The sequence below is a fragment of the Streptomyces sp. NPDC023527 genome, assembly GCF_055560115.1.
Genome location: NZ_JBVHJJ010000008.1, coordinates 40,488 through 58,294 on the forward strand (window position 1 = coordinate 40,488; position 17,807 = coordinate 58,294).

Sequence of the window (17,807 nt, forward strand, 5' to 3'; positions counted from 1 at the left end):
GCGCGTCCGGCCGACGGTCCCGTCATGCTCAACCGGCGTCCGGCTCCCCCGGCTTCGCGTCACGGGCGAGCCGGGCGGCGGCCCAACGGGACAGCCCCGTACGGTCGATCTTCGCTCCGTGGCGGTGGTCCATCGGCAGTGACCGGTGGAACAGCACGGGCACCACACCGGTCACCGGCCGCTCCAGACCCCCCAGCGCCTCCTGGATGGCGCGGCGCACCTGCGCGCGAGCCGCGCGCGGTGTCCCCGGCTCCATCTCGACGATCACCACGGGGCGCTGCGCGGTGGCCGCTCCGACGCCGACCAGCGCGGTGCGGCGCACGCCGGGCACGGCGTCGAGGGCCGGTTCGACCTGCTCGGTGAACACATCGCCTTCCGCGGTGCGCAGCCGGTGCGCGAGGCGGCCGTAGAACCAGATGCGACCCTCTTCGTCCAGCGAGCCGACGTCGCCCATGCGGTGGAGGGCGCCGTCGTCCGTTCCGTGCACCTTCGCGGCCCGGGTGTCCTCCGGATCCAGGTAGGCCGGGCTGACGTTCGGGCCCGCGACGGCGAGTTCGCCGGCCATGCCGCACGGCAGCCCTGCGGTGTACGGCTCCGGGTACGGCATATCCAGCGGCAGGACGCGGACGGTGACACCCGGTACGGGCCGGCCCAGGCACACGCCGTGCCCCTGGGCGGTGGCGGAGCGCAGCGGGAGCAGCTCCCGGTGGTCGATCGCACTGACCGGCAGGGCCTCGGTGGCGCCGTAGACGCTGTGCACGGTCGCGGCGGCGGGCAGGCACACCCGCAGGCGGTCGAGGACCGCGTAGGGCAGGGAGGCGCCGAAGGAGAAGACGTGCCGCAGGGTCGGCAGGGGTGTGAGCGTGCGGACGCAGTGTCGGGCCAGGCGGTCCAGGAGCGCGGGCGAGCCGAGAAGCACCCCGGCGCCCGTGCGGTTGACGGCATCCGCCAGGGCGCGTGCGCGGACGCGGGCGGGCCGGGTCAGGTCGAGGCGGGGGATCACCGTGGTGGCACCGAGCAGCGGCCCCAGGACCGCGGCCGGTACGAACGCGGCCACCACCGTCTGCCCGGCCGGTTCCAGGCCGCGCGGGAGCGCCTGGATCTGCGCCCGTACGGTGCCGTGCCGGTAGAGGACTCCCCTGGGCGGCCCCGTCGCACCGGAGGTGAAGACGACCATCGCCGGGGCGTCGTCGTGGGAGTCGGTCATGGTCTGCCAGGGGGGCACGGCGCGGCGCAGCCGGTCCAGGGTCCGGCCGGGCCAGGCCGGTGGTCCGGCCACCACGCGGTGGCGTACGGTGCCCCCGCCCCAACCGAGGAGGCGGGCCGCGACGTGGGCGAGCGGCTCGGCCAGCAGGGCGTCCGGCGCCGCGGCCGCCAGGCACCGCGCCATCGTGGGCAGCGGCAGGGAGCCGTCGACGAGGACGGGGACGGCACCCATGCCGGTCAGGGTCAGCACGCAGGTCCCCAGCTCCACCGGGTCGCGGGTGAGTACGGCCACGCGGTGCCCGGGACGGATCCCGGCGCGGGTCAGGGCCGCGGCGGTCGACAGGCTCCTGGCGGCTGCGTCGGCGTTGGTGAGCGCCGCGAAACCCCGTAGGCCCCGCGGGTAGTACAGGCACACGCCCTCGGGTGCGTCCCGCAGGGCGCACAGGACGGTACGGGCCAGCGGGGCCACGGGCGGACACCTCCGGTGCGGTGTGGTCGACGGTCCGGAGCGGCGGCACGGCACCGGCACCGCGCCCGGCGCGTGGACGGGAAAGGGCGTACGGGCCGCCCCGGCCCGGTCCGACACAACCGGCCGCCGCCCGACCGCTGCGAGGACGGGCTCGCTCTACCAGCATGCGGATCACACCGTCACCCGGGCATCACCTACACGAGTGAATCAGGTGCGCCCCGGCACAAGACGGCCCACGCGAGGGCAAGAACTCTTCGCCAGAGCAACGCAGTTGGCGGCCGTGTCGGCGTCACGAAGGGCGGTCCACCGAAGGGACCTATCACGACAGGCCCGTATCAAGAGAGGCCGTATCAAGGTCGTACCAAGAGAGGCCGCTTCCGTGCGCGCAGCAACCGAACGCCCCAGCCGGCCCGACTACCCCTTCACCTCACGGTGGTTCCAGCACGCCGACGGCCGGCAGCACTACCTGGACGAGGGCGCCGGCCCCCCGGTGCTGATGGTGCACGGCAACCCCGCCTGGAGCTATGCCTGGCGCCACCTGGTGACAGGACTGCGCGACGCCTACCGGTGCGTCGTGCCGGACCTGCTCGGCATGGGCCTGTCCGAGCCCCTGGCCGCGCCGCCCGCGCTCCTGGCGGGGTATCAGATCGCCGCACTCGACGACCTGCTCCGCCATCTCATCGACGTACGCCGGGCACCGGATCGCGGGTGGACGGTGGTGGCCCACGACTGGGGCGGACCCATCGCGCTGGCGTGGGCCTGCCTCAACGCGGAGCGAGTGGACCGGGTCGTCGTGCTGAACACCGCCGTGTTCCGCTTTCCCGAACAGGGCCTTCCACCGTGGTGGTTCCGCCTGCTCCGGCTGCGCCCCGTCAGCGCCCTGGCGGCGCACCACACGCCGGGCTGGGCCTACGGGGCCGCCCGGCTGGGCGTGACCACTCCACTGCCGGCCGAGGTCCGTCGCGCCTTCACCGCGCCCTACCGCCGTCGCCGGCACCGCGCCGCCCTCGCCCGCTTCATCCAGGACGTCCCCGTCACCCGCGCCGACCCCGGCTGGTCGCTGCTGGCTGTCGTGGAGCGGATGCTGCCCGCCCTGCATCAGGTGCCGCTGCTGGTCGGCTGGGGCATGCGCGACCCGGTCCTGCGACCGCCGCTGGCCGACGAGTGGCAACGGCGCTTCCCCCATGCCCGGGTGCTCCGCTACCCGGAGGCCGGTCATTACGTACTGGAGGACGCGCGCACCGAACTCATCCCGGCCATCCGGCACTTCCTCGACACCACCGCGCCACCCGCGCGGGCTCAGGACAGCCGCGGTGAGTGCCGATGAGGGTCCTGGTCACCGGCGGCAGCGGCTTCCTCGGGCACGCGCTGTGCGACCAGTTGGCCGCCGCCGGACACGAGGTCAGGTCACTGCAACGGCGCTTCAGCCGGCCTCTCGCGGCACTCGGCGCCGTCCAGCGCCTGGGCGACATCCGCGACGCCGGCACCGTCCGTCGCGCGATCGCCGGCTGCGACGCGGTCCTGCACACCGCCGCCCGCGTGGGCACCGCCGGCGACCCGGCCTCCTTCTTCGGGATCAACGTCACCGGAACCCGCCATGTCGTGGACGCCTGCCTGCGCCACGGCGTCGGCACGCTGATCCACACCTCCAGCCCCAGCGTGGTCTTCGACAACGCCGACATCGACGGCGGCGACGAATCCCTGCCGTACTCCCGCCGGCCCCTCGGCCCCTACGCGGCCTCCAAGGCCGTCGCCGAACGCCTGGTCCTGGCGGCCAACGGGCCCGGTCTGGCCACCGCCGCCCTGCGCCCCCACTGCATCTGGGGCCCCGGCGATCCGTACTTCGCTCCCCGGCTCCTGCGCGCCGCCCGCCTCGGCGTCTTCCCGCTCCCCGGCGGAGGCCGCAAGCGCATCGACACCGTCTATGTGGACAACGCCGCCCACGCCCACCTCCTGGCCCTCGGCCGCGTCCTCCCCGGCGCACCGGCCGCGGGCCGCCCGTACTTCATCTCCCAGGGCAGGCCCTGCACCTTCGCCCGGACACTGACCGCCTTCTTCCGTGCCCTGGGACGCAGTCCGCGCCTCCAGACCGTCCCCATCCCCCTCGCCCGCGCGGCCGGCATGCTGTGCGAGGACGGCTGGAGCCTGCTGCGCCTGCCCGGAGAACCCCCGCTCGACCGCTGCCTGGCGGCGGGGGCGGTGTACGCGAACTGGTTCGACATCTCCGCCGCCCGCACCCACCTCGGTTACGCGCCCGTCGTCAGCACCGGGGAAGGGCTCCGACGTCTGCGACAGACGCCATGACCCGTGACCGCTCCGTCGACCCCGCGGCCACCGGGTGCGCGCAGGAGGCCGGGGCAGACGACGCCGTTCGTACGGACAGCGCCGACACGGGGGTGAGGGCGCCGTGAGCCCCCGGCCGCCCCTCTCCGCCGAGCAGGCACGCCGCCTGCCGGACTACCCCTTCCAAGGGCACTGGTTCGGCCACGGCGCTTGGCACCAGCACTATCTGGACGAGGGCCGGGGCAGACCGGTCCTCATGATCCACGGCAACCCCACGTGGAGCTACATGTGGCGCCACCTCGTCCTCGGACTGCGGGGACGCTACCGCTGCATCGTCCCCGACCTGAGGGGGATGGGGCTGTCGGACCGGGCGCGCGATCCGGACGGAGGACTCCTCGCCGAGATCCGCGCACGGGATGTGGGACTGCTGGTGGACCACCTCACCGCCGAACGGGGCGCACCGGCGCGCGGCTGGACGCTGGTCGTGCACGACTGGGGCGGACCCGTCGGCATGTGGTGGTCACACCTGCGCCCCGGCGTCGTCGACCGCCTCGTCGTGCTGAACACCGCCGCGTTCCCCATGCCTGCGGGGTACCGGCTCCCGTGGGGCACGCATGCCCTGAGGCAGCGGGTGGTGGGCCGGTTCGCGCACGCCTCGAACGCCGTGGCGCAACTGGCCCTGCGCCAGGGCCCGCGCCGCCCCCTGCCACAAGCCGTCCGCGACGCCTACCTGGCCCCGTACCGGCGGCAGCGTGACCGCCCCGCGCTGGTGCGCTGGGCACAGGACTTCCCGCTCGGCCCGGCCGACGCCGGATGGCCGCACGCCCAGCGGCTGGGCGAGGCCCTCATCACCTTCACCCAACTGCCCGTCTTCATCGGCTGGGGCATGCGCGACCCCCTCTACGACGACCTCGTCCTCGCGGAGTGGACGCGGCGCCTGCCTCAGGCGTCACTCCACCTCTATCCCTACGCCGGGCACTACGTCCTTGAGGACATGACGTGGCAGCTGGTCGAGGACATCCGGGATTTCCTCGCCGTCACCGACCGTGGGCAGGGGGCGTGCCGGTGACGTCCGCGAGGTATGCGGGCGTGTCACGCGCTGGTCGGCACGCCCGCGTTGGTGAGGATCTCGCGGGCCGACAGCGCCACGCTCTGGGCGGCGGTCAGGCCGGATGCCGCCAGGTGGGCGTCCACGATCCGCAGTCCGGCCGCGTATCCGGCGCAGTCCGGCAGCCCGACGGGCTGCTGCCCCATGCGCCGCGCGATGGCGTCGCCGTACACATACGCGGGCAGGTTCCCCATCCCGGCCACATCGATCCCGGCCGCCACCTTCCCGTAGACGTCGTCCAACTCCTTGTCGGACAGCCCCGTCGCCCAGGGGCCCATGGCTTCTTCGCCCGCCAGTTCCCGTACGAACGCCTCGGCCAGCCCCTCGGCCACGACCTGCTCGCCGACCGTGACCGCCGCCGGGTCCGAGATCACGTTGGCATAGCGCACGTTGTGGTGGAGCTCGTGCGCGGCGGCGTAGCCGATCTTCGCGAGGCTGGTCGCGGTGGGCCACATCGTCAGCTGGATCGCTCCCGGGATACCGCCCATGCCGAAGTAGCCGGCATTGCGGACGGTCAGCAGGTCGTCATCGGGATTGCCGAGCACGAGGACGACATGCACGGTCTCGGCACTCTTGATCCCGGGCACCGCACCGCTCAGCCGCTCCCACGCCGCGGCGAGGCAGTTCTCGATCCGGTCCCATACCCCCGCGTCGCGCATCCGCCTCAGGGCCGTCAGGTAGCGCGGATCCTCACGATCTATGCGGAAGCCACTGCCCATCCGGTGCATCTGGACCATGTCCAGGTCACCCATGATGGACATCACGCTCTGCAGAGGGCTGAGCATCTCCCGTAGGGCATCGGGCCGTTCCTCCAGCGGGCGCCGCAGGAGATCGAGCATGGCGGACGCCGTGTCATGAACAATGATCTTCATGACCTGGGACCGTAGAGGCTTCCGTTACGTCAAGGTCAAGCCGTTCGGGCGGACGGAGCGATCGCGCCCCAGTCGGGCGCCATGGCCCCGGACGGTGGCGTTGACCATCTCGGCTCCTGGAACCCAGCGCCAGTCCACGGCGTTTCGCGCTCGGCCATTTCCGCCCTGCGGAGAGGAGACGGTGAAGTACCACATCCCTTCGGGCATGTTGTCAGCGGCGACGCAGCCAGTACGCCGCCGCCGCGGCCGTGGCCGAGGTGACGGCTGCCGCTGTCAAAGTGGTGGTCGCCATGGCGTCGATGAACGCGTGGCGCGCCTCCGCGGCGACTGCCGCGCGGTGGGCCGGTGGGAGCGCGCCGGTGTCGAGGGCTCCGGGAAGTCCGTCGGTGGCGAGGCGTTCCGCGACGGGGCGAGGAAGGTGCAGGCGGGCGAGCCGGTCCGGCAGGCGGTCGGTGTACACGGTGGCGAGGAGGGAGCCGAGTACCGCGACGCCGAGGGCCGCGCCGACCTGGCGGGTCGCGTCGTTGAGCGCCGAGCCGAGGGCGGCGCGTTCCGGTGTGACGGCGCTCATGACCGCCTCCGTGCCCGCCGTCGCCACGAGGCCCGTACCGAATCCGGCGATGAGCTGGACGGTGAGCAGGCGGGCGTAGTCCGATCCGGTGCCCGCGCCGGTCCACAGCGCGAAACCCGTGGTGAGGGTCAGCAGGCCGAGGACGACGGGGACCCGCTCGCCGTACCGGGACAGCAGGGGCAGGGCCGCCACCGCGCCGATGACCATGGCCCCGCACTGCGGCAGCGTACGCAGCCCGGCCTGCCAGGGGGTGTACCCGAGGACGTTCTGCAGATACAGAGTGAGGACGAACAGGGCGCCCAGCGAGGCGAAGGACATCAGGGCCAGGGACGCGGCGCCCCCGCTGATGCGGCGGTCGCGCAGGAGGCGCGGCGGGAGCATGGGAGCCCGGGCACGGTGCTGCCAGGTGATGAAGGCGCCGAGCAGGAGCGTGGCGAGGGCGAAGGCGAGGAGTACGGGCGTACTGCTCCAGCCGCGACCGGGGGCTTCGATGATGGCCCAGACGAGGGTGGTGAGCGCGCCGGCCGACAGGAGGGCTCCGGCCAGGTCGGGTTTCTCGGAGCGCGGGGCGCGGGTCTCGGGGACCAGGAGCAGGGCGAGCGCGACAGCGGCCACCGCGATGGGCACGTTGATCCAGAAGCCGGCGCGCCACGAAAGGTGTTCGACCAGCGCTCCGCCGATCACCGGACCGGAGAGCATGCCCAGACTCGCCACGGCCGCCCAGGCGGCGATCGCCTGGCGGCGCAGGGCGGCCTCGGGGAAGAGGTTGCTGATGACGGAGAGGGTGGCGGGCATGAACAGGGCCGCGCCGGCGCCCATGCCGCCTCGTGCGGTGACGACGGCTCCGGGCGAGGTGGCCAGCGCGCCGAGCACGGAGGCCCCGGCGCACAGGGTCAGGCCGGCGACGTAGGCGAGGCGTCGGCCGATGCGGTCGGTGACGCCGCCGGTGGACAGGACGAGGCCGCCGAGGACGAGGGCGTAGCCATCGATGATCCACTGCGTCTGGGCGGCGGTGGGGTGCAGATGTCTCTGGAGGTCGGGGATGGCGACGTTCAGGACGGTGAGGTCCATGCCCAGCAGGTACAGGCCCAGACAGACCGTGGCGGCCGCGGCTCGGCGACGCCTCAGTGTCATGGCGGGCCGCGGGGAGGTGGCGGAAGGAGCGGGGCCGGTCACGGGGTGTGGCCCGCGTGGGCGAGGGCGGTGTGCAGGTCTTTGGAGAGCCGGGACAGGAAGAGTTCACTGTGGGTGGTGAGGTAGTCATGAGCGCCGGGGAAGATGTGAGGGGTGACGGGCGTCGTGAACAGATCGCCCCAGGCGGCGAGTTGTTCGACCGGCGCGAGGGGGTCGTCCCGGCCGCCGTAGAGGACGAGCCGCGTGTCCAGGGGTGGCTCCTGGCGGTAGCGGTAGTGCATCAGCATCAGCAGGTCGGCGAGCAGCGGTACGCAGACCCGGGCCAGTTCTTCGGCGTCGCTCGTGGTGGCGGTCGGCAGGAACGACCGTGGCCCGGGCAGTGGAGCGTGGCTGGATGTGGCCGGGGACACGAGCTGGGTGAAGAGGTGGAGATGGGCCCCCGTGTGGGGAGCGGTTGCGGCCGACAGAGCCAGCAGGAGAGGTGTCCGGCGGCGGGAGCGGTGCAGCCGGCGGGTGGTCTCGTAGGCGAGGAAGGCGCCGATGCTGTGGCCGAGGAAGGCGACGGGCCTGTGGTCGTCCCGGGGGCCGTCGATGAGGTCGGCGAGGGCTGACGTCAGCAGCAGCGGGTCCGTCCAGGAAGGGTGACCGGCCAGGGCGCCACGACCGGGAAGGTGGACGGCCGCCACTTCGACGGTGGCCGGAAGCCGTTCGGCCCAGGGCCGATAGAGCTCGGGCCCCGATCCGGCCGGGGGAAAGCAGTACAGGCGTATCGCGGCTCGGGGACGCGGGTTCGGCAGGGTGATCGCCGGCTGTCCGCGGTCAACGGGGACGGGGGAGGCGGGAGGCGGCATCGCGTTCCTTCCGGGCCTGTGGGAAAGCCGGCCGAGCGACTGGTGAGGTCGCGTGGAAGCGGTGGGAGGACCGGATCAGGTCGTTGGTCGTTCCGTGACGTTCAGACGGGCGAGGAGGCGCGGGGCGAGTTCCCGCAGGCCGGCGGCTGTGGCGAGTTCGACGGTGGTGATGGTGCAGCCGGTGCCTTGATGGACCAGGGCTGCCAGTTCGGTGGCCATGAGGGAGTCGAGACCGAGCTGGTCCAGGCGGCGGTTGCGGTCGACCTGGTCGGGCGTGGTGTGCAGGACGCGGGCGAGGAGGGCGGTGAGCTCGTTCTCCAGCAGGAGCGTGGCTTGTTCCTTGGGGCTCCTGGCGAGCACCGTGCGCAGGTGTTCGCTGTTCAGGGTCTCCGCTTGGGTGGGCAGGAGAGCCGCGGTGCGGGGGGCCCGCAGCCGGGGGAGGTAGTGCCGCACCTGATTCCAGTCCACCGAGGCGAGCGTGACCGTGCCCGCGTCGGAGCCGGCCAGCAGTTCGTCGAGCTGGGCCAGGGCGTCGGCGGACATCATTCCGGACAGCCCCAGTGCGTTCAGCTGATGGGTGAGACCCACGCGGTGGGCGTAGCCGGTGTCGGCGATGGTGCCCCATTGAACGGCCAGGCCGGGCAGCCCGGCGCGGCGGCGGTCGTGGACGAGGGCCTCCAGCGCGTGGTTGGCGGCGCTGTACGGGGTCTGCTTGATGTTGCCGCCCAGTGTCGAGATGGAGCTGTAGACGACGAAAAAATCCAGACCGCGGTGGCGGGTGAGGCCGTCCAGCAGATGACCTGCGGTGATCTTCGGAGCGAGCACGGCTCGGAGGCGTTCGTCGGTGAGCTCGGGCAGGGGCGCGTCGTCGAGGACCATGGCCGCGTGGATGACGCCTGCGAGGCGACGGCCGGCGGCGTCCACGCCGCGGAAGATCTCCCTCATGGCCTCCGCCGATGCCGCGTCCGCCGCGTGTACGGTCACGTGTGCGCCGAGCGCTTCGAGCTGGTGGACGAGGCGCGGGCCTTCGGGTGCCCGGTGGCCGCGGCGGCTGATCAGCGTCAGGTGGCGGGCTCCGCGCCTGACGAGGTGGCGGGCGGTGGCCGCGCCCAGACCGGAGAGCCCACCGGTGATCAGGTAGGTGGCCCGTGGGTCCAACCGTGCCCTGGTACGCGGGGCGAGGGGTACGGGTTCGTCGAAGGTGACGACCAGCTTGCCGATGTGCCGCGAGTGCTGGAGGCAGGCGAGGGCCTCGTCGATGCCCGCCGCCGGGAACACGCGGAAGGGAAGGGGCCGGTAGACGCCGGCGTGGACGGCCTCACGGATCGCCGACCAGGCGGCAGCGGCCTGCGCGGGTGCCTCTTCGGCGAGCAGCCCGACGTCCACACCGAAGAAGGCCAGGTTGGCCAGGAACGGCGCCTGCGGCAAGTGCGCGCCGGCGAGGAAGTCGCGCTTGCCGAGCTCGATGAACCGGCCGTGCGGTTTGAGCACCCCCAGGCTGCGCGACTGCGCAGGTCCGGCGAGGGAGTTGAGGACGACGTCGACGCCTTGGCCGTCGGTGAGGTCCTGGATGTCGTCCGCGAAGCGCAGGCTGCGCGAGTCGAACACATGGCGGACGCCGAGCAGACGCAACAGGTCACGCTTGGCCGCCGTCCCGGCGGTGGCGATGACGTGGGCGCCTACGTGCCGGGCGTACTGGAGCGCCGCCAGACCGACGCCACCGGCCGCGGCGTGGACCAGGACCGTCTCGCCCGCCGTGAGCCGCGCCAGCGTGCCCAGGCTGTGCTGCACCGTCAGGAACACGATGGGCAAGGTGGCTGCTTCGGCGAACGACATGTGCGCGGGCACCGGGATCAGCGCCTCCGCACGGGTGAGCACGTGGGAGCCGAAGCAGCCACGACCCGCGCAGGCGACACGGTCGCCCACGGCGACCGTGTGCACACCGGGGCCGGTGGCGACCACGGTGCCGGCGCACTCGTGCCCCAGGATGCCCGCGTCCGGCCGGCGAGCGTCCACCTCCGGCGCGAGCTGTCCCGTGGCGATCAGGACATCGCGGTAGTTCAGGGCGGCGGCCGCGACCGCGATGAGCACTTCGCCCTCTTGTGGCACCGGCACCCGGGCCGGGCGCCAGTTCACGCGGAAGTGCAGGCCCGGCTCGCGCACGTCGAGCGCGTAGGGGCTGCCGGAGGCCGGGTCGACCGGAACGGGACGCGGTGCGTACGGGACGACCCGGCCCACGAACCGCCCGCCGGGGGTCAGGAACACCTCGCTCTCCTCGGTACGTCGCCCGAACTCGGCCAGCACACGTCCGGCCAGCGCCGCGACGGCTTCCTGTCCGCCGTCGGCTCCGCTCACACAGATCTGGCGAACGGTCAGCCACAGCTGTTCGTTGGCCAGGCTGCGGGCCGCTCCCCAGACCGCGGCCGCGGCTCCCGGCGCCGTGCCCGGCGTGCTCCCGGGCTCGTCGCCGCCGGCCCCGTCCGCCACGATCCATACGGTCGTCGGGTGGTCCTCGGGGGCCTGCCCGAAGGCCGTGACGAGCGCGCGCAGGACGGAGAGGTGCCGTACGGCCGCTTCGGTGGTCCCTGCCGGTTCGGCGGTGCCGGAACCGCAGAAGAGCACCACGTCGGTCGCTCCCCGACGGGTCGGCGGCAAGCCGGTCCAGGAGGCGGGGTCGGCCGGGTCGTCCACCAGGTGCACCGCATCGGTGCCGGTCCGAGCCACGAGGGCGTCCTTCACCTGGTGCGACAGCCGGTGGCGGTGGGGCCCGCGGGGCTGGACCTCGGCGAACAGCCAGCGCCTGTCGTCCGCCGAGGCGGCGGGCGGTTCCGGCGCGGGACCGGCGACGGCCGCGGGCCGGGGTCGGCGCGCCGTGAGGATGACGCTCGCGTACTGCCCGCCGAGCCGCACGGTGGGGCCGAAGCCGCACTCGTCCAGGAGCGCCGGCCAGGTGTCGGGCGACAGCAGGGGGCCGTGGGGGCGCAGGCCGGTGTCGGTGATGCTCCAGAAGGACCCCAGCAACCCGAAGACCGGCGCGAGCGCGTCCAGGTCGTGGCCCTCCACCACGAGCAGATGGCCGCCGTCCGCCAGCAGGGCGGCGACCCGGCGCAGGGCCGCGGCCACGTCGCGCGCGGCGTGCAGGACGTTGGACGCGATCACGATGTCGAACGAGCCGGGGGCGAAGCCCTGGGGCTCGGGGTCGGCGTCGAGATCCAGGCGCTGGTAGCCGAGGAAGTCGTAGGCGGCGAACCGGGACCGGGCGGCGGGGAAGAAGGACGGGGAGACGTCGGTGAAGAGGTAGTGAGTACGGTCGCGCGGCAGTCGGGGCAGCAGGGCTGCCGTGGTGCAGCCGGTGCCCGCACCCACTTCGAGGACCCGTAGCTGTCGGCCGGCCGGCCACCGGCGGACCGCCTCGCGCAGCAGTTCGGCGGCGGCCTGGTTGTGCCGGGACAGAGCGGGGAAGCTGTCGTAGAGCCGGGCGGCCAGCGCATCGGTGTTGCTGAACAGGAGCTCGAGCGGGTCGCAGCGGCCGAGGAGGACGTCGGGAAGGTGAAGGCCGCACACGCCATAGGCGTGCAGGGTGGCCGAGTCGGCCGGGCGGCCACGCAGGGCGGCGGTGAAGTGTTCCTGTGGCGCCGGTCGGGCGACCGCGCGCCAGCAGGGGCCCTCCGCCGCGAAGAGACCATGGCGCGTGGCAGAGGCCAGCAACGTTTCGAGCAGCGGACCGTACGCCGGATCGACGCCGGCCGCGAAAAGGTCCTCCAGGGACAGGCGGGTGCGGCCCGGCAGGATCCGCCGCACCGCGGCGGCGGTGAAGTGGGCGCACATCCGCAGCAGATAGTGCCGGTAATCCGCGTACGTACGCCCGTCGGCCACGGCGGCCGCCGCCTCTCCGGCCGCGAGGACGCTCTCCGGGTCGGGCAGCGGACTCGACGCGAACCCGCTCTCGGGCAGAGGGGCGGCACGGAGGACCTCCGTGTGCGGTGGCGTGCGTACGGCGCGGCCGGCGTCGGCGCGCCGCAGTGTGTAGCCGAGCAGTTCCACGACCACCTGGCCGTCCTCGTCCAGGATCCGCACGTCGCACGCCGCCGTGTGCCCGGTGACCTCACGGGCGCGCACGTGCACCAGCCCCTCCGGTGGCACCGCCCGCCAGCGGCGCACCGTCTTGATGCCGGACGGCAGGTACAACACGGACTCGCCGTCGTCGGTCATCAGGAGGGGAACGATCAGCTGGGAGGCGCCGTCGACGACCGTGGGGGCGGCCGCGTGGCCCTCGTCGGGCTCGACGGTGACGCGGTAGCCGGCCAATGCCTCCTGGTCACCGAGACGCACGCCGTCGAGTACGCGGAAGGCCGGGCCGTAATCCAGTTTCCCCGCCTCGCAGAGGGCGTACAGATCCTCCTGGGTGAGGTCCCGGCGCAGACCCGCCCGGATCGCGTCGAGGTCCATACGAGGGGCGGGGCGCAGAAGTCGCCGCACGCGACCGCGGGCGTGCTCCACCCAGTCACCCCGTTCACCGCTGCGACCCGCCACGACGACGGTGTCCTCGGCGGTGAGCGAGGTCTGCAGGGTGACCTCGAACTCCGGGTCGTCGAACTCCAGGGTCCGGGCCCGGACGATGGACACCCCGACGATCTCGGCCGGGGCGTCGAGGATCTCGCGGCCGGCGCCCAGCATGATGTCGGCGTAGGCGGCGGCGGGCAGCATCGCCGTACCACCGACCTTGTGGTCGGCGAGCCAGCCCACCAGTTGTGGTGCGAGACACCGCTGCCAGGTGGGGGTCGCGCCGGCCTGGCGGGCTCCGAGCAGTGGGTGCGTGCCGCCCGCGCCCGGAAGCAGCCACCAGTCGGGGTGCCCTCTCCAGTGCCGCTTGCGGTGCCACGGATAGGAAGGGGCGTCCGTGACGCGTCCGCGGTGGGGAAAGTGCCTCTCCCAGTCCACTCGGGCGCCCACGGCCAGCAGGAGCGCGTACGCGGTGTCCAGGGAGTCCGGGCCGCTGGAGGTGCGGGAGCAGGTCGGTACGACGGCGACGGGACGGGACAGGCCGGCCGCGGCGCGGCGCAGGTAGGCGGAGAGTACGGGGTGCGGGCCGATCTCCACCAGGACGTCGCAGCCTTCCGCGCCCTCGGTCAGGGTGGTGACGGCGTCGGCGAACCGGACGGGCTCACGGACGTTGCGCCACCAGTACGCGGCGTCCATCGCCGCACCGGCGAGCACCGCGCCCGTGACCGAGGAGGCCAACGGAACACGCCCCTCACCGGCCTTGATCCCGCTCAGCGCGTCCTGGAGCCCGTCGGCGACACGGTCCATGGCGGCGGTGTGGAAGGCGTGGTCCAGCCCGAGGTCGCGGACGAAGACGTCCCGGTCGGCGAGCGAGGAGCACACGGCGGCCAGTGCCGTGGCGTCACCGGCCAGGGTGACGTCCCGGGCGCTGTTGATCCCGGCGATGACGACACGATCGGCGCATTCCGCCTCCTCCAGATGCCGTTGCGCCTCCTCGGCGCCCAGCCCTACGGCGGCCATGCGCCCGGACCCCGCGGTGACGGCCTGGGCCAGTCCGCGTTCGGCGATCACCCGGCAGGCGGAGGAACGGTCCAGGACCCCCGCGCAATACGCGGCGGCCACCTCCCCGACGCTGTGCCCGCACACGGCGGCCGGCCGCACGCCCCGCGAGGAGAGCGCCGCGACCAGGCCCGCCTGCACGGCGAACAACAGCGGCTGGGCCACCTCCGTACGCCGCAGCCGGGCGTCGTCCGGCCCGGCCAGCGCCTCCAGCACCGACCAGCCCAGCAGCGGCGCCAGTTCGGCGTCGACGGCCGCCACCTCCTGGCGGAACGCCGCGTCACCGGCCAGGAGTTCGGCGCCCATCCCGGCCCACTGCGCTCCGTTGCCGCAGAAGACGAACGCGACTCGCCCTCGCTCCACGGCGGTCCCCGTCGCCGCCGCGGCGACGGGCTCCCCCGCGGCCAGGGCCCGTAGGCGGTCGGCGGCCTCCCGCGGGTCACGGGCCAGCACGGCCATGCGCTGCCCGTGCCGGGCGCGACGACGACATGCCGTGTACGCCAGATCGTAGAAGTCCTCCGTGCCGGTCCGATCCGCCTGCCCGGCCCAGCGAAGGGCGGCTTCCGTCAGCGTCTCGGGTGTACGGGCGGAGACGAGGAGGGGAAGCGGTTCCGTGCGCTTCCCGGAGGTCTCCGCGGTCTTCCGGCGTGATGCCGACGGGGGCGCCGGGGTCGTCGGGTCCGTCGGGCGCGTCAGAGGGCCGGATGCCAGGACGATGTGCGCGTTGGTGCCGCCGAAGCCGAAGGCGTTGACACCGACGACACCGTGCTCCCGGTCGGCCAGTGGCCGGGCGGTCGTGACCGGTTCGAGCCCGAGCCCCGCGAAGTCGATGTCCGGGTTGAGTGGTTCGGCGCCCACGGTGGCCGGGATGACGCCTCGACGAAGCACCAGCAGGGCCTTGAGCAGCCCGGGCACTCCGGCCGCGGCCTCCAGGTGTCCGAGGTTGGACTTGACCGAACCCACCGCGAGCGGTCCCGCGTTCCGCCGGCGCCGCCCCAGCGCCCGGCCCAGGCTCTCGCATTCCGCGGGGTCCCCCGCGCGCGTACCGGTGCCGTGCGCCTCGACGTACAGCACGTCGTCCGGGACGATGCCGCACTCCTGGTGCACCCGCTCCACCAGTGCCGCCTGCGCGGCCGCGCTCGGCAGGGCCAGACCGCTGGTCCGCCCGTCGCTGTTGACCCCACTGCCGACGATCACCGCGTGCACCCGGTCCCCGTCCCGCAGCGCCGCGTCGAGGGGTTTGAGGAGAAGGACACCCGCGCCCTCGCCCCGGACGAAGCCGTCCGCCTCGGCGGAAAAGGGCCGGCACCTGCCCGACGGCGACAGCATGGACGCCGCCGAGAAGGCGACGAACGGCCCGGAAGACAGCAGCACGCCCACTCCACCCGCGAGAGCCAGCGAGCCGCGCCCACCACGCAGCGCCTCGCACGCGGCGTGCACCGCGGCCAGCGCCGAGGAGCACGCGGTGTCCAGCGCGTAGGAGGGGCCGTGGAGATCGAACACGTACGAAAGCCGGTTGGCCGCGCTGCTGGCCGCCGTGCCGATCGCGCTGTAGGCGTTGCTCGTCGCGGCCGGGCATCCCTGCATGACGGTGAAGTCGTCCGCGGAAATCCCCATGACGACCGCGGCGTCACCGCCCGCCACGGTGGCCGGATCGATCCCGGCATCGTCGAAGGCTTCGACGGCGCACTCGAGCAGCAGCCGGTGCTGAGGGTCCATGCGGGAGGCCTCCCTCGGTGAGATGCCGAAGTAGGCCGCGTCGAAGGTGGTCAGATCCTGCTCGACGACACAGCAGGCGGCGGTGTAGCTCTTCCTCGGCCTGCTCGGCCCCGGGGTGACCAGCCAACGGGCATCGAACCGGTCCCGGGGCACCTCTCCCACCAGGCACCGGCTCGCCATCAGGCTGTCCCACAACCCGTTCAGCGAGCAGATCCCGCCCGGCAGCCGCATCCCCACCCCGACGATCGCCACGGCGTCCGGGGGAGGCCATGCCTCCTGACGGTCACCGGGATCGCGTGCCTGACGTCCAGCGCTGTGTGCGTGAAACCGAGGCGGACCCGACACCAGACACCCCCACACGCAGGAAACCGGCCACCGCCCTCCTTACCGCATGAACAGATCAAAACACGTACATGGTTCGCCTATGACCGCATGGGGTGACGGACAGAATCTTCGTCCGATTAAAAGCAGTTCATAGGCAATGCGTACCGGCTGTATCGGCGCGCTGGAACCCCGGCTGTTGGTGCGTGAGCGAGCCGGAAGGAGGCGGCAGAGCCCCGGGCCGGCATCCGTCGCCTCGCCCCGCTACCGACCGGGTACGTTCCTCGCGGCGTCCCGGCAGCGTCCGAGCCGAGAACGGCCGACACGTTACGCCGCCCGGGCGGCGGTTCGTCTCGGTGCGGGCCGTCGGCCGCGCTCAGGTGATCCTGGCTATGGACGGGTTTCGTAGTGGGCCAGAGCCAGGCCGAGGGCGAAGAAGGTGGGAGCCCACTCACCGACGAAGAGGCCCCAGCGGTCGGCGCGTGCCGTACCCGCCGATTCGGCCTTGAGGGATCCGGCCCAGGCGACCACCGTCAGGCCGATGGAAGCGAACGCGGCGCCGTAGGCGTGCTCGCTCTTCATCCCCGCCTCGTGCAGCTTCCGGACGATCATGCTGGCCTCCTGCTGGAATGGGTTTCCCGCTCATGGAGCGGCTCACCGTTCCAGCCTGTGCGCACCAGCGGCCCGCCGCATCCCGGCGGCAGCCGGGGGCGGAACAGAAAGGGCCCGGCCCGATCACGTGGATCGGGCCGGGCCCCTGGGTGTCGCGAGGCGTCAGGTCACCATCGATACCAGCGGCCACGACTGCCACCGGCGCTCGTGGAGCGCATGAGGAAGCCGAGGAGCCAGATCACCAGAACGGCGACGGCGACCCACCACAGGATCTTCACCGCGAAACCGGCACCGAAAAGGATCAGTGCGAGGAGCAGTACGAGAAGCAGGGGAACCATAGTCATCAACCTCCGAACCGACGCATGCCCTGCGTTCTCCCTTTCACACCCACTCTGTTTCAGGGGCGACCGCAGCGATTGCGGACCCCAGGTGAAAGTGTTTGTGTGGCCGATGCCAGGGAAACCGGTGTGTCATCACACCGACGGTCGAACCGGAAGGGCTGCATAATGAGCGCGAACGAGAAGGCCAAGGCGAAGGCCGAGCAGGTCACCGGCAAGGTGAAGAAGGAAGCGGGCCGCGCGGTCGGTAATGACACCAAGGCTGCCGAGGGCCAGGCCGAGAAGTCGAAGGGCGACCTTCGCGGGGCGAAGGAAAAGGCCAAGGACGCCCTCAAGGATTGAACAACTCATACAGACAGCAGAAGGGCGGGGCCACCATTTGAAGGTGGTGGCCCCGCCCTTCTGCTATTTCGCCTGTTCCTTCGGGGGAATCATCCGGCCGACGTGGTCGGCGACCGTGCCGACGACGAGTGAGATGCCGGCACGCGCACGAAGCTGAGCTCCGCGGCCCGGCCCTTGAGCAGTTGCCAGTTGGTGTAGGCGTCACCGAAGCGGCGCGGCGTGAGCTGGGTGAGCGCGGTGTGGTGGAGGTCGTGCGCGCCGAGGCCGCCGAGCGACTGGAGGTCGCGGCGCAGTTGACCGCACCCGCGCACGCCGACCGAGCCGCGCGGCTCCGCGCGGAGGCCGCCGTGCTGCTTCGCTTCCTCGACGGTCCCGGCACCGCATAGGAAACGGCGTCGTATCGCACCCGAAGCAACGCT

Annotated in this window: 11 protein-coding genes and 1 pseudogene; 5 read left to right on the plus strand and 7 right to left on the minus strand. The window is 72.8% G+C overall.

The features are described 5' to 3' along the window. Window positions 1–28: 28 nt before the first annotated feature. Window positions 29–1,675 (minus strand): AMP-binding protein, encoded by a 1,647-nt coding sequence (locus ACZ303_RS17295; protein WP_467339728.1) that lies wholly within the window; start codon window positions 1,673–1,675, stop codon window positions 29–31. Between the two features lie 379 nt (window positions 1,676–2,054). Between ACZ303_RS17295 and ACZ303_RS17300 the strand changes: the two genes are divergently transcribed. The 3 genes from ACZ303_RS17300 to ACZ303_RS17310 all read left to right on the plus strand — a co-directional run bounded on the left by ACZ303_RS17300 (window position 2,055) and on the right by ACZ303_RS17310 (window position 5,027). Beyond that, the gene (locus ACZ303_RS17300; RefSeq protein WP_467339730.1) at window positions 2,055–3,002 is read left to right on the plus strand and encodes an alpha/beta fold hydrolase; all 948 of its coding nucleotides are present in this window, start codon (window positions 2,055–2,057) and stop codon (window positions 3,000–3,002) included. After that, complete coding sequence (locus ACZ303_RS17305) at window positions 2,999–3,979, plus strand: NAD-dependent epimerase/dehydratase family protein (protein WP_467340186.1); 981 nt, start codon at window positions 2,999–3,001, stop codon at window positions 3,977–3,979. Before ACZ303_RS17300 ends, ACZ303_RS17305 begins: the two co-directional genes overlap by 4 nt. A gap of 103 nt (window positions 3,980–4,082) precedes the next feature. After that, window positions 4,083–5,027, plus strand: a complete 945-nt coding sequence (locus tag ACZ303_RS17310) for an alpha/beta fold hydrolase (protein ID WP_467339731.1) — start codon at window positions 4,083–4,085, stop codon at window positions 5,025–5,027. Between the two features lie 23 nt (window positions 5,028–5,050). Here ACZ303_RS17310 and ACZ303_RS17315 read toward each other — a convergent pair whose 3' ends face one another. From ACZ303_RS17315 to ACZ303_RS17340, 6 genes are all read right to left on the minus strand, one after another. Then, window positions 5,051–5,938, minus strand: a complete 888-nt coding sequence (locus ACZ303_RS17315; RefSeq protein WP_467339733.1) for a DUF2268 domain-containing putative Zn-dependent protease — start codon at window positions 5,936–5,938, stop codon at window positions 5,051–5,053. A gap of 211 nt (window positions 5,939–6,149) precedes the next feature. Then, on the minus strand, window positions 6,150–7,643 hold the full coding sequence (locus ACZ303_RS17320) for an MFS transporter (protein WP_467339735.1): 1,494 nt from the start codon (window positions 7,641–7,643) through the stop codon (window positions 6,150–6,152). Window positions 7,644–7,681: 38 nt separating this feature from the next. Next, the gene (locus ACZ303_RS17325) at window positions 7,682–8,494 is read right to left on the minus strand and encodes a thioesterase II family protein (protein ID WP_467339737.1); all 813 of its coding nucleotides are present in this window, start codon (window positions 8,492–8,494) and stop codon (window positions 7,682–7,684) included. A 75-nt stretch (window positions 8,495–8,569) separates the two neighbouring features. After that, window positions 8,570–16,027: an SDR family NAD(P)-dependent oxidoreductase gene (locus tag ACZ303_RS17330; protein ID WP_467339739.1), complete on the minus strand. Its 7,458-nt coding sequence runs from the start codon at window positions 16,025–16,027 to the stop codon at window positions 8,570–8,572. A 459-nt stretch (window positions 16,028–16,486) separates the two neighbouring features. Continuing rightward, on the minus strand, window positions 16,487–16,708 hold the full coding sequence (locus ACZ303_RS17335; protein WP_467339740.1) for a hypothetical protein: 222 nt from the start codon (window positions 16,706–16,708) through the stop codon (window positions 16,487–16,489). A gap of 167 nt (window positions 16,709–16,875) precedes the next feature. Next, the gene (locus ACZ303_RS17340) at window positions 16,876–17,046 is read right to left on the minus strand and encodes a hydrophobic protein (RefSeq protein ID WP_467340188.1); all 171 of its coding nucleotides are present in this window, start codon (window positions 17,044–17,046) and stop codon (window positions 16,876–16,878) included. A 168-nt stretch (window positions 17,047–17,214) separates the two neighbouring features. Here ACZ303_RS17340 and ACZ303_RS17345 point away from each other — a divergent pair, with 168 nt between their 5' ends. Then, window positions 17,215–17,388 (plus strand): CsbD family protein, encoded by a 174-nt coding sequence (locus tag ACZ303_RS17345; protein ID WP_467339741.1) that lies wholly within the window; start codon window positions 17,215–17,217, stop codon window positions 17,386–17,388. Between the two features lie 149 nt (window positions 17,389–17,537). Next, window positions 17,538–17,774, plus strand: a pseudogene (locus tag ACZ303_RS17350) (hypothetical protein); the annotation flags it as partial. Window positions 17,775–17,807: the final 33 nt, after the last annotated feature.

Excerpts from the sequence above, each read along its gene's own strand:
- ACZ303_RS17305 (WP_467340186.1), top strand. The coding sequence starts at position 2,999 with ATGAGGGTCCTGGTCACCGGCGGCAGCGGCTTCCTCGGGCACGCGCTG.
- ACZ303_RS17320 (WP_467339735.1), bottom strand. The coding sequence starts at position 7,643 with ATGACACTGAGGCGTCGCCGAGCCGCGGCCGCCACGGTCTGTCTGGGC.
- ACZ303_RS17335 (WP_467339740.1), bottom strand. The coding sequence starts at position 16,708 with ATGATCGTCCGGAAGCTGCACGAGGCGGGGATGAAGAGCGAGCACGCC.
- ACZ303_RS17345 (WP_467339741.1), top strand. The coding sequence starts at position 17,215 with ATGAGCGCGAACGAGAAGGCCAAGGCGAAGGCCGAGCAGGTCACCGGC.
- ACZ303_RS17325 (WP_467339737.1), bottom strand. The coding sequence starts at position 8,494 with ATGCCGCCTCCCGCCTCCCCCGTCCCCGTTGACCGCGGACAGCCGGCG.
- ACZ303_RS17315 (WP_467339733.1), bottom strand. The coding sequence starts at position 5,938 with ATGAAGATCATTGTTCATGACACGGCGTCCGCCATGCTCGATCTCCTG.
- ACZ303_RS17340 (WP_467340188.1), bottom strand. The coding sequence starts at position 17,046 with ATGGTTCCCCTGCTTCTCGTACTGCTCCTCGCACTGATCCTTTTCGGT.